This is a genomic window from Anaeromyxobacter sp. (assembly GCA_016718565.1).
Lineage (GTDB): Bacteria > Myxococcota > Myxococcia > Myxococcales > Anaeromyxobacteraceae > JADKCZ01.
The window spans coordinates 42,620-58,508 of record JADKCZ010000013.1 but is presented as its reverse complement, the minus strand read 5'-3'; the positions used below and the strand labels follow the sequence as shown (position 1 = coordinate 58,508).

Annotated in this window: 15 protein-coding genes; 5 read left to right on the top strand and 10 right to left on the bottom strand. The window is 75.9% G+C overall.

Annotated elements, in window-relative coordinates; genetic code table 11:
* Positions 1-47 precede the first annotated feature (47 nt).
* From IPO09_18350 to IPO09_18340, 3 genes are all read left to right on the top strand, one after another.
* The gene (locus tag IPO09_18350; GenBank protein ID MBK9519263.1) at positions 48-1,487 is read left to right on the top strand and encodes a GAF domain-containing protein; all 1,440 of its coding nucleotides are present in this window, start codon (positions 48-50) and stop codon (positions 1,485-1,487) included.
* Positions 1,484-2,050: a DNA-3-methyladenine glycosylase gene (locus tag IPO09_18345; GenBank protein MBK9519262.1), complete on the top strand. Its 567-nt coding sequence runs from the start codon at positions 1,484-1,486 to the stop codon at positions 2,048-2,050. Before IPO09_18350 ends, IPO09_18345 begins: the two co-directional genes overlap by 4 nt.
* Positions 2,051-2,130: 80 nt before the next feature.
* Positions 2,131-4,530, top strand: coding sequence for an RCC1 repeat-containing protein (locus IPO09_18340; GenBank protein MBK9519261.1), 2,400 nt, complete (start codon positions 2,131-2,133; stop codon positions 4,528-4,530).
* A 24-nt stretch (positions 4,531-4,554) separates the two neighbouring features.
* Here the strand turns inward: IPO09_18340 and larA are convergent, their stop codons facing one another.
* Positions 4,555-5,847 carry a nickel-dependent lactate racemase gene (larA, locus tag IPO09_18335; GenBank protein MBK9519260.1) on the bottom strand — a complete coding sequence of 431 codons (1,293 nt, stop codon included), beginning with the start codon at positions 5,845-5,847 and terminating at the stop codon, positions 4,555-4,557.
* Between the two features lie 85 nt (positions 5,848-5,932).
* Here larA and IPO09_18330 point away from each other — a divergent pair, with 85 nt between their 5' ends.
* Positions 5,933-6,961, top strand: coding sequence for a radical SAM protein (locus tag IPO09_18330; GenBank protein ID MBK9519259.1), 1,029 nt, complete (start codon positions 5,933-5,935; stop codon positions 6,959-6,961).
* Positions 6,962-6,963: 2 nt separating this feature from the next.
* Here the strand turns inward: IPO09_18330 and IPO09_18325 are convergent, their stop codons facing one another.
* The 7 genes from IPO09_18325 to IPO09_18295 form a co-directional block, all read right to left on the bottom strand.
* Positions 6,964-7,200 carry a hypothetical protein gene (locus IPO09_18325; GenBank protein ID MBK9519258.1) on the bottom strand — a complete coding sequence of 79 codons (237 nt, stop codon included), beginning with the start codon at positions 7,198-7,200 and terminating at the stop codon, positions 6,964-6,966.
* Positions 7,197-8,792: a hypothetical protein gene (locus tag IPO09_18320; GenBank protein MBK9519257.1), complete on the bottom strand. Its 1,596-nt coding sequence runs from the start codon at positions 8,790-8,792 to the stop codon at positions 7,197-7,199. Before IPO09_18320 ends, IPO09_18325 begins: the two co-directional genes overlap by 4 nt.
* A gap of 23 nt (positions 8,793-8,815) precedes the next feature.
* Positions 8,816-9,067 (bottom strand): DUF3106 domain-containing protein, encoded by a 252-nt coding sequence (locus IPO09_18315; protein ID MBK9519256.1) that lies wholly within the window; start codon positions 9,065-9,067, stop codon positions 8,816-8,818.
* Positions 9,068-9,397: 330 nt separating this feature from the next.
* The gene (locus IPO09_18310) at positions 9,398-9,877 is read right to left on the bottom strand and encodes a zf-HC2 domain-containing protein (protein ID MBK9519255.1); all 480 of its coding nucleotides are present in this window, start codon (positions 9,875-9,877) and stop codon (positions 9,398-9,400) included.
* Complete coding sequence (locus tag IPO09_18305) at positions 9,874-10,491, bottom strand: sigma-70 family RNA polymerase sigma factor (protein ID MBK9519254.1); 618 nt, start codon at positions 10,489-10,491, stop codon at positions 9,874-9,876. Before IPO09_18305 ends, IPO09_18310 begins: the two co-directional genes overlap by 4 nt.
* Positions 10,492-10,541: 50 nt before the next feature.
* Entirely contained in the window at positions 10,542-11,582 is a 1,041-nt protein-coding gene (locus tag IPO09_18300; GenBank protein ID MBK9519253.1) for an inorganic phosphate transporter, read from the bottom strand.
* A gap of 25 nt (positions 11,583-11,607) precedes the next feature.
* Positions 11,608-12,237, bottom strand: a complete 630-nt coding sequence (locus IPO09_18295) for a DUF47 domain-containing protein (GenBank protein ID MBK9519252.1) — start codon at positions 12,235-12,237, stop codon at positions 11,608-11,610.
* A gap of 150 nt (positions 12,238-12,387) precedes the next feature.
* On the opposite strand from IPO09_18295, the gene IPO09_18290 reads away from it, so the two are divergent.
* On the top strand, positions 12,388-13,590 hold the full coding sequence (locus IPO09_18290; protein MBK9519251.1) for a phosphoesterase: 1,203 nt from the start codon (positions 12,388-12,390) through the stop codon (positions 13,588-13,590).
* Positions 13,591-13,601: 11 nt separating this feature from the next.
* On the opposite strand, the gene IPO09_18285 is transcribed toward IPO09_18290, so the two are convergent.
* Both IPO09_18285 and IPO09_18280 read right to left on the bottom strand, forming a co-directional pair.
* Positions 13,602-13,919 carry a Smr/MutS family protein gene (locus IPO09_18285; GenBank protein MBK9519250.1) on the bottom strand — a complete coding sequence of 106 codons (318 nt, stop codon included), beginning with the start codon at positions 13,917-13,919 and terminating at the stop codon, positions 13,602-13,604.
* Positions 13,920-13,969: 50 nt separating this feature from the next.
* Positions 13,970-15,841 carry a response regulator gene (locus tag IPO09_18280; GenBank protein ID MBK9519249.1) on the bottom strand — a complete coding sequence of 624 codons (1,872 nt, stop codon included), beginning with the start codon at positions 15,839-15,841 and terminating at the stop codon, positions 13,970-13,972.
* Positions 15,842-15,889: the final 48 nt, after the last annotated feature.

The window sequence follows — 15,889 nt, the reverse complement described above, 5'->3', positions numbered from 1 at the left end:
TGTGGCCGGTTGTCCCGCCCGCCGCCGGGGGCTACGGTTCGGCCAGCATGGACACCGCCCAGCTCGAACGCCGCCTGCACAAGCTCCAGTCCATCCTCGAGGTGGCCCGGGCCCTGACGGCCGAGCGGCAGGTGGCGGCCCTGCTCGGGCTCATCAACGACGCGGCCGCCCGGGTGGCCGAGGCCGACCGCTGCTCCATCTTCGTGGTGGACCGCGAGCGGGCCGAGCTGTGGACGCCGGTGGCCCACGGCACCGGCGAGATCCGCATCCCCATCGGCGCCGGCCTGGCCGGGGCGGTGGCCCAGGCCGGCGCGCCCATCTCCATCCCCGACGCCTACGCCGACCCGCGCTTCAACCCGCAGGTGGACGCCGCCACCGGCTACCACACCCGCAACGTGCTGGGCGTCCCCATGATCACCACCCACGGCGAGGTGGTGGGGGTCATCCAGGCGCTCAACCGCCGCGACGGCGCCTTCGGCCCCGAGGACGTGGAGCTGCTCTCGGCGCTGGCCGGGCCGGCCGCCAGCGCGGTGGAGAACGCGCTGCTGCACGAGGAGATCGAGCGGCTCTTCGAGGGGTTCGTGCAGGCCTCGGTGGTGGCCATCGAGGCCCGCGACCCCACCACCGCCGGCCACTCGGGCCGGGTGGCCACCCTCACCACCGGCCTGGCGCGGGCGGTGGAGGCCGCCCCGCCGGCGTCCTGGCGCGGCGTCACCTTCGACGCGGCGGCGCTGCAGCAGCTGCGCTACGCGGCGCTGCTGCACGACTTCGGCAAGGTGGGGGTGCGCGAGCACGTGCTGGTGAAGGCCGAGAAGCTCTACCCGCACCAGCTCGAGCTGCTGCAGGCCCGCTTCGCCCTGTGCCGCGCCGGCCTGGAGAACGAGCGGCTGCGGGCCCGGCTGGAGGGGCGCAGCGAGGAGGAGGCGGCCGCGCGGCTGGGGTCGCTGGGGGCCGCCTGGGAGCTGGTGACCGCCGCCAACCGCCCCACCGTGCTGCCCGAGGAGGCCGGCGCCCGGCTGGCCGCGCTGGCCGGGCTCACCTTCCCCGGCGCCGACGGCCAGCCCTGCCCGCTGCTGGGCGCCGAGGAGCTGTCGCTCCTCTCCATCCCCAAGGGCTCGCTCTCCGACGGCGAGCGGCGCGAGATCGAGAGCCACGTGGCGCACACCTTCCGCTTCCTCTCGCAGATCCCCTGGACCCGCACGCTGCGCCGCGTGCCGGAGATCGCCTACGGGCACCACGAGAAGCTCGACGGGCGCGGCTACCCGCGCGCCGTGCCGGCCCCGGCCATCGCGGTGGAGACCCGCATGATGACCATCGCCGACATCTACGACGCCCTGACCGCCAGCGACCGGCCCTACAAGAAGGCCATGCCGGGCGAGCGGGCCCTGGCCATCCTGGAGGACGAGGCCCGGCGCGGGCAGGTGGACCCGGCGCTGCTCGGCGTGTTCGTCGAGGCGGGGATCTGGAAGTCGGTGCTGAAGCAGTGATCCTGGGGCCGGACTTCTTCCGCCGCCCGGCCCCCGAGGTGGCGCGCGACCTGCTCGGGCAGGTGCTGGTGCGGGTGGACGGCGGGGTGCGGCGCGCCGCCCGGCTGGTCGAGGTGGAGGCCTACCACGGGCCGCGCGACCGGGCCTCGCACGCCAGGAACGGCCCGACGCCCCGCTCGGCCATCATGTTCGGGCCGCCCGGCGTGGCCTACGTCTACCTGATCTACGGCCAGAGCCACTGCCTCAACCTGGTGACGGGCCGGTGCGGCGAGCCCTCGGCGGTGCTGCTGCGCGCCGGCGAGCCGCTGGAGGGCTGCCTGCACTCGACCCGCGGCCCCGGCAACCTGTGCCGCGCGCTCGGCGTCACCCGCCAGCGCCACGACGGCCTCGACCTCTCGGGCGCCGAGCTCTTCCTGGAGGCGGGGCCGCCGACCCTGGCGGCGCGGGTGCTCAGCACGCCGCGGGTCAACGTCGAGGCGGCCGGGCCGCCCTGGGCCGGGCGGCGCTGGCGCTTCCTGGTGGCCGGCAGCCCCTGGGTGAGCGGGCCGCGGCGGCCGTCCTGAGGGGGCGCCCGGGCCCAGGCTCGAAGACCTCACCTGCTCCTCGGGGTCATGCTATCGGTACGACCTCTGGAAGATCCGCCATGACCCGACCTCGCCGTGACGTCCAGGGCCGCCCCGCCGCCATCTTTGCCGCCGTGGCGCTGCTCGCTGCATGTGGCGGCTCGCCGCCCACGCCGCCCACGCCGCCCACGCCGCCCTCGCCGGTCCTGGTCGGCGTGGGGGGCGCCGTCAGCGGGCTCACCGACGAGGGGCTGGTCCTCGCCTGCCCCGGGCTGCCGGAGCTGGCGGTGCATGCCGGGGCCGTCAGCTTCGTCTTCGCCGGGCGCGCCCCGGCCGGCGCCGCCTATGACGTCACCGTGAGGTCGCGGCCGGCCGGCCAGGCCTGCCTGGTGGAGGCCGGCGCGGGGACGGCCGGCGCCACCGACGTCACCGGGGTGCGGGTGGTGTGCAGCCGCGCCTGGCGGCAGGTGGCCGGCGGCGCCGCCCACTCGGTCGGCGTCACGGTGGACGGCGACCTCTACGCCTGGGGCGACGGCGAGCAGGGCCAGCGCGGTGACGGCGCCGGCGGGCAAAGCGGCTCGCCGGCCTGGATTGGCTCGGGCTACGTCGCGGTCGCGGCGGGGGCCGACCACGTCCTCGCGCTCAAGGCCGGCGGCCAGCTCCACGCCTGGGGGCGCGGCAGGGAGGGGCAGCTCGGCAACGGGACCGGCCTGGACGAGCGCACGCCGGTCCTGGTGGGGGAGGGCTTCACCGCGGTGGCCGCTGGCCAGCGCCACTCGCTCGGGCTCACGGCCAGCGGGGAGCTCTACGCCTGGGGCGACAACGGCCACGGCCAGCTCGGCGTGGGCGCGGCGGCGGCCTCCTCGACGGTGCCGGTGCTCGTCGGCGCGGGCTACGCCGCCGTCGGCGCCGGGGCTGAGCACTCGCTGGCGGTGACGTCCGGCGGGGAGCTGCGCGCCTGGGGGCAGAACGGCGGCGGCCAGCTCGGCGACGGGACGACCACGTCGCGGAGCGCCCCGGTCGCCATCGGCTCCGGGTTCGCCTCGGCGAGCGGCGGCGGGATGCACAGCCTCGGCCTCAAGGCGAACGGCGACCTCATGGCCTGGGGCAACAACGAATACGGGCAGTTCGGCGACGGGACCAGCATCTCGAGCGCCACGCCGGTGCCGGTCGGCACCGGCTACCTGGCGGCGGTAGCGGGTCGCGACGACTCGTTCGGCCTGAAGGCCGGCGGTGAGCTCCTGGCGTGGGGCCAGAGCAGCTTCGGCGGCCGCGGTGACCCGTCGCCGAACCCGGCCACCACGCCAGTCTCCCTCGGGAGCGGCTGGGCCGCGGTCGCCGCCGGCGAGCACCACACCCTCGGCATCGCCCTGAGCGGCCACCTGCTCGCCTGGGGGCACGACGGGTACGGGCAGCTCGGGAGCGGCCTGGTCGGCTTCGCCTTCACACCCGAGCCGGTGGCGGGCGAGTTCCTCTCCGTGGCGGCCGGCGCCTACCACTCGCTGGCCCTCGACACGGCGGGCCGGCTCCACGCCTGGGGCGACAACCAGGTCGGCCAGCTCGGTACCGGCACCCTCACCTCCGCCGTGGCCCCGGTGGGCGCCCGGGGCCACTATCGCAAGGTGGTCGCCGGCCGCGCCCACGCCCTCGGGCTCACCGCCTCGGGCGAGCTGTACGCATGGGGCTACGATGGCGCCGGGCAGCTCGGGGTGGGCCTCGGGTTCATCGCCGCGTTCCCGCAGCTGGTCGGCGCCGGCTTCGCGGACGTGGCCGCCGGAGGGGACCACTCCCTGGCGCTCAAGCAGAACGGCGACCTCTATGCCTGGGGCCAGAACGCCAGCGGGCAGCTCTGCGACGGCGGCACCACCGGCGCTGGAGCGCCGGTCCTCGTCGCCGGAGGCTTCACGGCCATCGCGGCGGGGGCCTGCCACTCGCTGGCGCTCCAGGCCGGGGGGAACCTCTACGGCTGCGGCTGCAACACCTTCGGCCAGGTGGGCTCGGGCGACACCCGGGACGTCACGCGCCTGGCGGTCGTCGGCGTCGGCTTCACGGCGGTGGCGGCCGGCGCCTGGCACTCGCTCGGCGCCAAGGGCGACGGCGACCTGTACGGCTGGGGCTCCAACTTCTCGGGCGAGCTGGGCCTCGGGACCATGCCACCCCAGATCGGCCCGGCCCTGATCGGCTCCGGGTTCGGCAGCTTCGCCGCCGGGGCCACTCGCTCCTTCGGCGTGAAGGGTGGTGACCTGTACGCGTGGGGAGACAACCGCCAGGGCGCCCTGGGCGACGGGACCAGGACCGACCGGGACCAGCCAGTCCTCATCGGCTCCGGGTACGCCAGCGTGGTGGCCGGCCAGGATCACGCCCTGGCCTTCAAGGACTCCGGGGAGCTGTTCGGCTGGGGGAGCACCGACCACGGTCAGGCAGGGGTGGGACGCCGCTCCTGGCGGGCCGAGCCGCGGGTGGTGACGCCGCCGCCGTAGGGCGAGACCGGGGTGGAGCCGGCCTCAGGCCTGGCAGACCGGCAGCACGTACGGCCCCTCGGGGATGACGGCCACGGCGCGGTCCCCGCTCCTCGCCACGCTGCGGGCCACGGCCGCCTCCACCGAGTCGTCCACCAGGTGGACGCCGGTGAGGGCGCGGTCCTCGGGCGCCAGGCCGTGGGTGTAGAGGTGCACGCGCGCCAGCTTCATGGGCTTCACCTGCATCTGCGTCTGCCACTCGTCCACGTCGGCGAAGCGCTTCCCGGCGATCTCCTCCAGGAAGCGGTCCTGGCCGAGCGCCACCAGCCGCCGCTGCGCCTCGACGTACTCACGCGAGCCCATCCCCTCGGAGCACTCGGAGGCGATGATCAGGTCGGCGCCGGGCGCCAGGATGTCCTTGGGCGCCACCATGCCCTTCACCGTCTGGTAGTAGGTCTTGTCGAGGGGGTAGCCGGCGGCGCTGGTCACCACCGTCTTGAAGCGGCGCGGCACCCGCACGATGGCGTAGCGCTCCACGAACGCGACCGCCTCGGCGTGGCTCGCCACCACCTCGCCGAAGTTGACCAGCGAGACCCGGCGCGCCTCGTCGAGCACCACGTTCATGGCCAGCACGGGCCCGACCAGGGCGGCGATGGCCAGCTGCTCCTGGTGGAGCGGGTTGCCCTCCAGCACGCAGTTGTCGGCCAGCGGGTGGGCCATGAAGCGCGAGCTGTGGAAGGTGGTGATGGTCTCCCGGTGGGCCACGCCGGGCGCGATGACCTTCCGCCCGCCGGAGTACCCGGCCATGAAGTGCGGCTCGACCAGCCCGGTCACCAGCCTCAGCTCGGCCTCGACGAAGCGCCGGTCGAGCTTCACCGGCGTGCCGGCCGGCGTGCGCCCCAGGTCGACGTGGGCGTGGTCGTCGCGGGCGTCGTGGTTCTCCACCCGCACCGTCGAGAGGATCCAGGGATCGCCGATCAGCTCGGCCAGCTCGTCGCCCAGGTTGGGCCGGTGGAGTCCGGTCGCCACCAGCACGGTGATGCCCTGGCGCGGCACGCCGGCCTCCAGCAGCTCGCGCACCAGGGGGCCGAGCAGGAGGCCGTTCGGCACCGGCCGGGTGATGTCGCAGACCAGGATGCAGGCGGTCGCCTTGCCGCGCGCCGCCTCCCGGAGCGGGCGCGAGGCCACCGGCGAGGCGAGCGCGGCCGAGACGCCGTCGGCCGCCGAGGGGAGCACCGGCATGGCCGGCTTGCGGATGACCGTCACCTCCAGGTCGTCGGGGAGGTGGAGCGGGAGCGCCCCGCGTCCGTACAGCAGCTCGAGGTCCATGGCGGCCATGATAGCGCCGCGCCGAGCCGCCGGCGGACCCGGCCGGGCCTGGCCCGCTTTGTAGCGGTCTCGCGCCTCCGCTATACCTCCCCGCGTGCTCCACCTCGTCGGCCAGGACGCCCGGACGCTGGCCGAGCGCGCCGGGATCAGCCTCGAAGACGCCCGCCGGGTGCTCGGCGCGGTGGTGGGGCGCGGCGAGTCGGTGCGCGGGGCCCGCAACGTGCGGCGCGAGGTGCTGGACCACCTCGAGGCGGTCTGCACCCCGGGCGTCCTCACCGAGCTCGAGCGGGTGGACGCGGCCGACGGCTTCCGCCGTTACCTGCTCGGCTGCCCGGACGGCGCGCGGGTGGAGGCGGTGCGCATCCCGCTCTTCGACACCCACCACGTGGCCTGCCTCTCCTCGCAGGTGGGCTGCGGACTGGGCTGCGCCTTCTGCGCCACCGGCGCCATGGGGCTGGTCCGCTCGCTGGCCTCCTGGGAGATGGTGGCCCAGCTGCTGCACGTGCGGCGGGACTCGACGCGGCCGGTCACCGGCGCGGTCTTCATGGGGCAGGGCGAGCCCTTCGCCAACTACGACGCGGTGCTCGACGCCGCCTACGCCCTGTGCGACTCCTCCGGCGCCCGCATCGACGCCAGCCGCATCTCCATCTCCACCGCCGGGCTGGTGCCGCAGCTGCGCCGCTACACGGCCGAGGGGCACCGGTTCCGGCTGTGCGTCTCGCTCACCGCCGCCCTGCCGGAGAAGCGGCGGGCCCTCATGCCCATCGAGGCGGCCTGGCCGCTCGAGGAGCTGGTGGACGCGGTGCGGGACCACGCCGCGGCGCGCGGCCGGGTGACGCTGGAGTACGTCATGCTGGCGGGCGTGAACGTCGGCGAGGAGGACGCGGCGGCGCTGGGGCGCCTGCTGGCCGGTATCCCGGTGCGGCTCAACCCCATCGCGGTGAACGACGCCACCGGCCGCTTCCGCCCGCCCACCGAGCCGGAGTGGAACACCTTCCGCGACCACCTGGCGCGCCACCTGCCCGGCCAGCCCATCGTGCGCCGCTACTCGGGCGGCCAGGACCAGCACGCCGCCTGCGGGATGCTGGCCTCGCGGGCCGGCGCGGCGGTGGCGCCGGGCTGAGCTCAGCGCCCGGGCCGGGCCCCGTCCGGCCGCGCCTCGCCCTCGTCGAAGAGCTCGAGGTGGCGCAGGAGATCGAGCTGCTCCAGCAGCTCCAGGTCGCGCAGCACCAGCTCGTCCTCGTCCTCGTCGGCCTGGCTGGCCGGGTCCGGCCGCGGCGCCTCCGCGGGCGGTGGCGGCGGGGGCGGCCGCGCCGCCGGGTCGGCCTGCGCCACCAGCAGCGCCAGCAGGAGCGCGGTCACGGCGTCCCCACGTCGAGCGCCAGCACCAGCTTGGTGATGGGCGCGGCGCCGCCGAAGAAGTCGCCGGGGAGGAGCACGTCGGCCTCGGCGCCCACCGAGAGCCAGGCCAGCGGCGCCCAGGTGGCGGAGAGGTCGAGCTCGGTGCCGTAGACCAGGCCGCCGAACGGGCCCTGGTCCTCGGCGCGGAGCCAGGCGGCCCGCGCCACCAGGGCCACCTGGGCCGGCAGGTCGGCCTCCACGGTCAGGCCGGGGGCCAGCACGCCGCGCCCGTTCACCCCGGGCGCGCTGGCCTGCCGCGCCGCGAAGCCCTCCGAGAGGCCGCCGCTGAAGAACAGGTTGGTGGCGGCCACGAAGGGGGTGACGCCCAGGAACCCGGCGTAGCCGGCTGGCAGGCCGAGCCGCGCCTTCTCGGTGGGCGGGCGGTCGCCGGAGAGGTAGAGGAGCCAGGGCTCGAGGGTGAGCCAGTCCACCGGCGACCAGCCCCAGCGGACGTGGGCGGCGCGCCCGGAGAGCGGGATCTGGCGCACCGCCGAGGGGCCCTGGGCGGTGGTCAGCCGGGAGAGCTCGCCGTCCAGCACGGCCAGGGTGAAGTCGAGCCGGTGGCCGCGCAGCGGCAGCAGGCTGCCGCTCAGGCCGGCCCAGGCCAGGGTGGCCTGCGAGCTGGGGTCGGCCACCAGGAAGCGGGCCAGGTTGCGGGCCTGCAGCTGGTAGCCGGGCTGGCCGGGCAGGAGGTCGGAGAGCTGCACCACCGCGTCCTCCACCAGCGCCCCGCGGAAGAGGTCGGCCACGCTGCCGGTGGCGTCGCGGTGGGTGGCCACGAAGACCCCGAGGTGCTCGAAGAGCGAGGGGCGCCAGTCGGCCCTGAGCGAGACCACCGGCTGCAGGCCCGCCTCGCCGGCCGGCCAGTCGCGGCTGGGCTGGAACACCGCGGCGCCCAGCTCGAAGGGCGGCCCGAGGGCACCCAGGTCCAGCGCCACGTCCAGGCCGGTGGCGTAGTCGTCGTGCACCAGCCCATCCGCCACCACCTGGCGGGCCCGCCCGGCCCGCAGCGTGGCGAAGCCGGCGCGCCCGAAGCTCCAGGCGGCGTGGGCCTCGCGCACCAGCAGGGTGGCCGCGAGCTCGTCGGCGAGGGGGCGCCCGTTGGCGGTGAGCGCCGCCTGGTCGAGGGCCGTGCCCGGGAGCGGGTAGACGCCCTGCGCCGCGGTGCAGCCGGCCTGGCCGTCCAGGTCGAGCCCGGTGGGCGAGGTGGAGGAGAAGCAGACCGGCACCACCTGCGGGGCCCGGCGCAGCCGCAGCTCGCCGGTGTCGAGCGCCAGGGTCCAGCGCAGCGCGCCATCGAGGTGGCGGCCGGTGACCCGCACCGCGGCGAAGGCCGAGCCGAAGCGCTCGTCCTCCTCAGGCACCAGGTAGCCGGCCAGGGCGAAGGTGCGGGTGGCGGGGTCGAAGCGGACGTCGGCGGAGGGGCGGTCGCCCGCGAAGGTGGCGCGCAGGTGGAGCTGGGCCTCGGCGCGCACCGCGCCCTCCTCGGCGCCGGCGGGGAGCGCGGCGGCCAGGGCCAGGGGGAGCAGGCGGGCCAGGAGGGCTGTGCGCACCGGGGCAGTCTAGACGACCTGCCTCACCGGCCGCGCCGCTGCCGGAAGGTCTCGCGCGCCTTCTGCCGCTCCTCGGGCCCCATGTCGCGCCAGCGGCGCAGGTTCTCCAGGTAGCGGGCCCGCTCGCGCGGCCCGGCCTGCACGATCTCCTTGAGGGCGCTGCGCACCCTGGCCCGCTGCTCCGGCGGCAGCTCGCGGAAGCGGGCGAACCGCTCCATGAGCTCGCGCCGCTCGCGCTCCGGCAGCCGCTGGAAGGCCTGGTAGCGCGACAGCACCTCGGCGCGCGCGGCCGGGTCGAGGGCGCGCAGCCGCTGCAGGTTGCCGCGCAGCGCGGCCCGCTCCTCCTCCGGCAGGGCGCGGAAGGCGCGGGCCTGCTCGCGCAGGGCCTGGCGCTCCTCGGGGGAGAGCCGCTCCCAGCGGGCCCGGGCCTCGGGGTCGACGGGGCGGGCCGAGGCGGATCCCGGCGCGGCGGCGGCGGGCGGGCGGCGCGGCGGCGGGGGCCTGGGGCGGGGGCGCCGCGGGCTCGCCGGCGCGGGCCGGGGCGGCCAGCGCGGCCAGGACGAGGGCCAGCGCCAGCCACGGTGACACGGCGCGGAGGGGGCGGATCACTGGAGGGACTCCTTCCGGTCGAGCTCGTGCAGCGCGGCCACCACGGCGGCGTCCTCGGCGGTCTCCACGTCGCCGAGCGAGGCCACCACCTCGTACTCCTCGAGCAGCTCGAGGTCGGCGGCCAGCGCCAGCTCGTCGGCCCGCTCGGCCCGCACCGTCAGCAGCGCCACGGCCGCCAGCGCGGCCAGCGCGGTGGCGGGCAGCGCGAGCCGCCAGCGCCAGCCGCGCAGCCGGGCCAGCAGGCCGGGCGCCGGGGCGGGCTCGGCGGCCAGGCGCGCCGCGAGGCGGGCGTTGAACCAGGGCGAGGGCTCGGGCGGCGGGGGCAGCGCGCCCAGCAGCGCCAGCGCCCCGGCCAGCCGGTCGCGCTCGCCGCGGCAGCCGCCGCAGGCCGCCAGGTGGGCCTCCACCTCGGCCCGGCGGGCCGGGGGGAGCGCGCCGTCCAGGAGCGCGGTCAGGTCGTCGGTGACGTGGCTCACGGCAGCACCTCCTCGGGCGCACCGGCGTGCGGGGCCAGCGCGGTCGCCGCCGCCACCGTGGCCCGGTGGACCAGCGACTTCACGGCCGAGACGCTGGTCTCCAGGGTCTCGGCGATCTCCTCGTAGCTCAGCCCCTCGAAGCGGCAGAGCACGAAGGCGGCGCGCTGGTTCTCGGGCAGGCGGCCGAGCAGCGCGGTCACCGCGCCGGCCAGCCGGGCCGCCTCCAGCTCCTGCTGGGGCGAGGCGTCGCCGGAGGGCAAGGCGTCGAGGTCCGGGGCGGCCTCGCGGCCGTCGGCCTCGTCGGCCGGGGCGCCGGGCGACACCTGGTGCGCCGCGTACTCGCCCCGCCGCAGCTCGTTCAGGCAGTGGTTGGTGGCCACCCGGTAGAGGAAGGTCTTGAAGCGGGCGCTCGGCAGGTAGCGGTGGGCCGACCGGTAGAGCTTCACGAAGACGTCCTGCGCCAGCTCCTCGGCGCGGGCGGGGTCCTTCACGAAGCGGTGGCAGAAAGCGACCATGGCGCGGGCGTGCCTCTCGTAGAGGGCCCGGAACGCCGCGGCGTCGCCGCGCTGGAACGCCAGCATGAGCGCCGCGTCGGAGTCCTGGGCCATCTCCAGATCCAGAACACGCCCGGCCGGCGAAGGTTGCGGTGGCCCCAAGCGGGGCGTCAGCCGAAGACCAGCACCAGCCCGTGGGTCATGAAGTAGACCGCCGCCGCCACCAGCGCGGCCGCCGGGATGGTGAAGACCCAGGCCCAGATGATGCGCCCGGCCACGCCCCAGCGGACGGCCCGGGTGCCCCGGGTGGCGCCCACCCCGACGATGGCGCCGGTGATGGTGTGGGTGGTGGAGACCGGGATGCCGTAGTGGGCCAGGGCCAGGATGGTCACCCCGCCGCCGGTCTCGGCGCAGAAGCCGCCGATGGGCTGCAGCTTGGTGAGGCCGGTGCCCATGGTCTTCACGATGCGCCAGCCGCCGAACATGGTGCCCAGGCCGATGGCGGCGTGGCAGGAGAGCACCACCCAGATCGGGATGTGGAACTCCTGGCCGCTCCAGATGGTGCCGAAGAGCACCACGCCGATGATGCCCATGACCTTCTGGGCGTCGTTGGTGCCGTGGCTGTAGCTGAAGATGGCGGCCGAGACCAGCTGCAGCTTGCGGAACCACTTGTCCACCTTGGCCGGCGTGAAGCCCTGCACGATCCAGGCGGTGGCCACCATCATGCTGGTGCCGAGCACCATGCCGATCACCGGCGAGAGCACGATGAACATGGTGATCTTGAGGATGCCCGAGCCCACCAGCCCGGAGGGGCCCAGGGCCGGCAGGGTGGCGCCGATCATGCCGCCGGCCAGCGCGTGGGAGGAGGAGGAGGGCAGCCCCCAGTACCAGGTGAGCAGGTTCCAGACGATGGCGCCCATGAGCGCCGCGAAGACCACCAGCAGCACGGCGGTGGAGCCCTGCGCCTTCAGGGCGTCGAAGTGGATGATGCCCTTGCCCATGGTGTTGGCCACCTTGAGCTCGACGCCCCACAGCACCGGCGCCGCGGAGATGAAGTTGAAGAAGGCCGCCCAGGCCACCGCCCACAGGGGGGTGAGCACCCGGGTCGAGACCACCGTGGCGATGGAGTTGGCCGCGTCGTGGAAGCCGTTGATGAAGTCGAAGGCCAGCGCGACGAGGACCAGCCCGATGACGACGGCGTAGAGGAGCATGGTGGCGGTCCGGAGGCGCGCGGCCTCAAGCGTGCTCGAGCACCACGCCCTCGATGACGTTGGCCACGTCCTCGGCGCGATCGGTGGCGTCCTCGATCAGGTCGATGATCTCCTTCCACTTCATGACCGTGAGGGGGTCGTTGCCGCGCTTGAAGAGCTTGGCCATGGTCTGCCGGGTGAGCGTGTCGGCCTGGTTCTCCAGCACGTTCATCTCCTTGCAGGCCTCCAGGATCAGCTGCGGGTTCTTCTTCATGTTGCGCAGCCCCTTCACGGCCTCCTCCATCTTGCGCGACTGCTCCACCAGCACGGCGGCCAGCTCGCGGGCCTCGGGCAGCACCACGTCGATGTCGTAGAGCCCGAGCCGCTCGGCGGCGGCGTCGGCCAGGTCCAGCACGTCGTCGATGCGCGAGAGGAGCCGGTGGATCTCGGAGCGGTCGAAGGGGGTGATGAACTGGGTGTGCAGGCGGGCGAAGGCGCGGTGGGTGATGTCGTCGGCGCGGTGCTCCACGTCCTTGATGGCCTGGCACTTGGCCGGCACGTCGGTGAAGTCGTCGAGCAGCGCCTTGAGGAGGATGGCGCCCTCGACCACCGCGGCGGCCTGGGCCTCGAAGTCCGAGAAGAAGTCGTCGCTCTTGGGCATCAGCCGCTGCAACATTGGGGCGCTCCTGGCGTGAGGGCGCGCGGAAGATACCCGGTTCCGCCCCAGCGGCCAATGGTCCCGTCACCTGCTGCTCACAAAGGGCCAACCCCGCCTCGCGACGGGTGATTTGGGTCGTTGGCCCGTCGCGGAGGTAGGATGCGACCCGTGACCGAACGGCTCTGGCTGACCGATCCCGACCGCCTCTCCTTCGACGCCGCCGTGGTGGCGGTGCGCACCCTGGGCGACCACCCGGCGGTGGTGCTGGACCGCACCGCCTTCTACCCCGAGGGCGGGGGCCAGCCGGCCGACCGCGGGGTCCTCGGCGGGGTGGCGGTGCTCGACGTGCAGGAGGTGGACGGCGAGATCCGGCACGCCCTGGCCGGGCCGCTGCCGGCCGGGCCGGTGCGCGGCGAGGTGGACCCGGCCCGCCGGCGCGACCACCTGCAGCAGCACCACGGCCAGCACCTGCTCTCGGCGGCCTTCGAGGCGGCGCTGGGCGCCCGCACCCTCTCGTTCCACCTGGGCGAGGAGGCCTCCACCATCGACCTCGACTGCCCGGTGGGCCGGCTGGACGCGGCCGCGCTGCGCGCCGTGGAGGCCCGGGCCAACGACCTGGTCTTCCGCGACCTGCCGGTGGAGGCGCGCGACTTCGCCCCCGACGAGCTGGCGGCGCTGCCGCTGCGCAAGGAGGCGGTCAAGGGTGCGCGGGTGGTGGTGGTGGGCGACGCCGCCAGCGGCGGGGTGGTGGACGCCTCGCCCTGCGGCGGCACCCACCCCAGGCGCACCGGCGCGGTGGGCGCGGTGGCGGTGCTGAAGGCCTCGAAGTGGGGCGCCGGCGCGCGGGTGGAGTTCGTCTGCGGCGGCCGGACGGTGCGGCTGCTGGCCACCTTGAACGAGAGGGTGGCGCGGGCGGCCGAGGCGCTGCGCTGCGCCTCCGCCGAGGTGGCGGAGGCCGCGGCGCGCACCGCCGAGGACCTGGCGGCGCGCCGCAAGGAGGGCGAGCGGCTGGGGCTGGCGCTGGCCGACGCCGAGGCCGGGCGGCTGGCCGCGGCCGGCGGGCCGGTGGTGTGCGCCGTGCTGGCGCCGCCCGGCGCCGGGGCGGCCGCCTGGCTGCGCGGCGTGGCCCAGGGGCTCCAGGCGCGCGGGCGCATCGCGCTCCTGGGCGCGGCCGAGGACGGGAAGGCCTACCTGTGCTTCGCCAGGCCCAGGGGGCCGGGGCCCTCCATGGGCGACGCCCTCAGGACCGCGGTGCCGCTGCTCGGCGGCAAGGGCGGCGGGGCGCCCGACCTGGCGCAGGGCGGCGGGCCGGAGGTGGACCGGCTGGCCGAGGCGCTCGAGGTGGCGAAGTCGGCGGTGGGCGAGCGGTAGGCGCCCGCCCCTCACCCCCGCAAGGTCACCAGCGTGGCGCCCCAGCCGCCCGCCGCCTCGTCGGCCGGGCGGAAGGCCAGCACCAGCGGGTGGCGCGCCAGCAGCGCCTCCACCGAGCGGCGCACGGCGCCGGTGCCCTTGCCGTGCACCACCCTGAGCGCGCGCAGGCCGGCGGCGTGGCTCTCGTCGATCCAGGCCGGCAGCAGCTCCCCGAGGTCGCCCGGGTGGAAGGCGTGCAGGTCGAGCACGCCGTCGAGCGGCAGGGAGACCGGGCCGTCGAAGGGATCGGTGGGGTCGGTCGGGTCGGTGGGATCTGCTGGAGCTGCCACGCCGCCAGGATAGCGGGGCGGCGGGCCGGACGCCCGCCGGGGCCGGCGGGCTACGGCCGCGCCGTCGAGGTCGCCGGGGCCGCCGGCGCCGCGAGCCGGCGCGCCAGGACGGCCCGGATGGCCGGGAGGTCGAAGGGCTTCTCGAGGCACTCCCGCCCCGGCTCCATGAGGAAGTCGCGCGCCGCGTCGGTGCAGGCGCCGCCGGTGAGGAAGACCATTCGGCTGGCCAGGTCGGGCCGCGACCGGGCCAGCTCCCTGTGCAGGTCCATGCCGGTCATCTCCGGCATCTGCAGGTCGGAGAAGACCAGGTCGAACGGCTCGCCGCCCAGCACCCGGTCGAGGGCGGCCCGGGCCCCGCCGCAGCAGACGATCTCGTGGTCGGAGCCCAGCGTGCGCTGCAGCACCGTGCCCACCAGGGGCTCGTCGTCCACCACCAGGATGCGGGCCCGCCGCCGGCCCGGCGTCGTGGCCGGGGGGAGCGCGTCCTGCTCGTCGTCGGCCGGGTCGTGCCCGGCCACCGGCAGGACCACGCGGAAGGTGGAGCCCCGCCCCGGCGTGGACTGCACCTGGATCTCGCCCTTCATGGCGGCCACGATCCCGTGGACGATGGAGAGCCCCAGACCGGTGCCCACGCCCGGCGGCTTGGTGGTGAAGAACGGGTCGAAGATGCGCGGCAGGACCTCCGGCGCGATGCCGCAGCCGGTGTCGCTGAACTCGACGACCACGTGGTCGTCGCCCTGGGGCCTGGTGGTGATGCGGATCTCGTGCTGCTCGGGGGCCCCCTCCGGCACGGCCTGGGAGGCGTTGATCAGCAGGTTGAGGAAGATCTGCCCGAGGCGGGCCTCGTTGCCGCGCACCGCTGGCAGCGGCCGCAGGTCCTTGACCAGCCGGGCGCGGTGCTTGAAGGCGTTGCCGGCCACGTTGATGCAGCTGTCGAGCACCGGGCCCAGCTCCACCGGCCCGACCTTGGAGTCGTCGGCGCGCGACAGCGACTTCAGGTCGCGCACGATGACCCGCATCCGCTCCACGCCGTCGCGGGCGTCGCGGGCCGCGTCGCGCAGCTGGATCAGGACGTCGGCCACCTCCTCGTCGGCGCGGGCCGAGGCGGGGAGCAGGCTGGCCAGCAGCACCGTCTGCTCCGCCAGGAAGGTGATGTTGGCGTTGACGTAGGCCAGCGGGTTGTTGAGCTCGTGCGCCACCCCGGCCGCCAGCGTGCCCACCGAGACCATGCGGTCGGCGGTGGCCAGGCGGGCCTGCAGCTCCTTGCGGTCGGCCTCGGCGCGGCAGCGGGCCAGGGCGGCCGACAGCGAGCCGGCCGCGGCCTCCAGGAAGCGGATCTCGTCGGGGGCGAAGGCGCGCCGCCGGCCGGCGTAAGCGCCCAGCAGCACCCGCGGCCGGGCGAAGCCGGGCAGGGTGACCAGCGCGGCGGCCACCAGGTCGTGGGTGGCCAGGAAGCGGTCGCCCATCCAGGCGGCCCGGGCGTCGGCGGTGGCGGTGGAGCCGCGGCTGGCCAGGGCGAAGCCGGCCTGGGTGGCCTCGCCGGCCGGCATCACCGTGCCCTTGGTCTCCAGCAGGCACCCGGCGGCGGCGCGCACCAGCAGCTCGGCCGGCGCCCGGGTCTCCTGCAGCAGCGCCACGCCGTCCACGTCGAGGGTCTCCAGCACCAGGGTGCAGGCCGACGCCACCAGCGGCTCGATCTCCTCGGTGGTGATGGCCAGCTCGCCCAGGGCGGCCAGCGCCTCGGCGAAGCGGGCCCGGTCCGACTCGCGGGCCGGCCCGCGCTCCTGCGGCAGGTCGGCCCTGAGCTCGAGCAGCAGCGCCCGCAGCGCGGTCGCCTCGTCGGCGAACTCGCGCACGCCGGCCGGCACGCCGGCGACGGCGCGCGAGCCCTGCAGGGCGGAGGCGGCGGAGGAGGACCCCATCTGCCCTGCTCCCGTTGCATCATCCGTTCGCACGGCCGATCTGGCCGC

What these genes read in the sequence shown, in the direction of transcription:
- IPO09_18280 (MBK9519249.1), bottom strand. Translation starts at nt 15,841, where the DNA reads ATGGGGTCCTCCTCCGCCGCCTCCGCCCTGCAGGGCTCGCGCGCCGTC.
- IPO09_18295 (MBK9519252.1), bottom strand. Translation starts at nt 12,237, where the DNA reads ATGTTGCAGCGGCTGATGCCCAAGAGCGACGACTTCTTCTCGGACTTC.
- IPO09_18340 (MBK9519261.1), top strand. Translation starts at nt 2,131, where the DNA reads ATGACCCGACCTCGCCGTGACGTCCAGGGCCGCCCCGCCGCCATCTTT.
- IPO09_18300 (MBK9519253.1), bottom strand. Translation starts at nt 11,582, where the DNA reads ATGCTCCTCTACGCCGTCGTCATCGGGCTGGTCCTCGTCGCGCTGGCC.
- IPO09_18350 (MBK9519263.1), top strand. Translation starts at nt 48, where the DNA reads ATGGACACCGCCCAGCTCGAACGCCGCCTGCACAAGCTCCAGTCCATC.
- larA (MBK9519260.1), bottom strand. Translation starts at nt 5,847, where the DNA reads ATGGCCGCCATGGACCTCGAGCTGCTGTACGGACGCGGGGCGCTCCCG.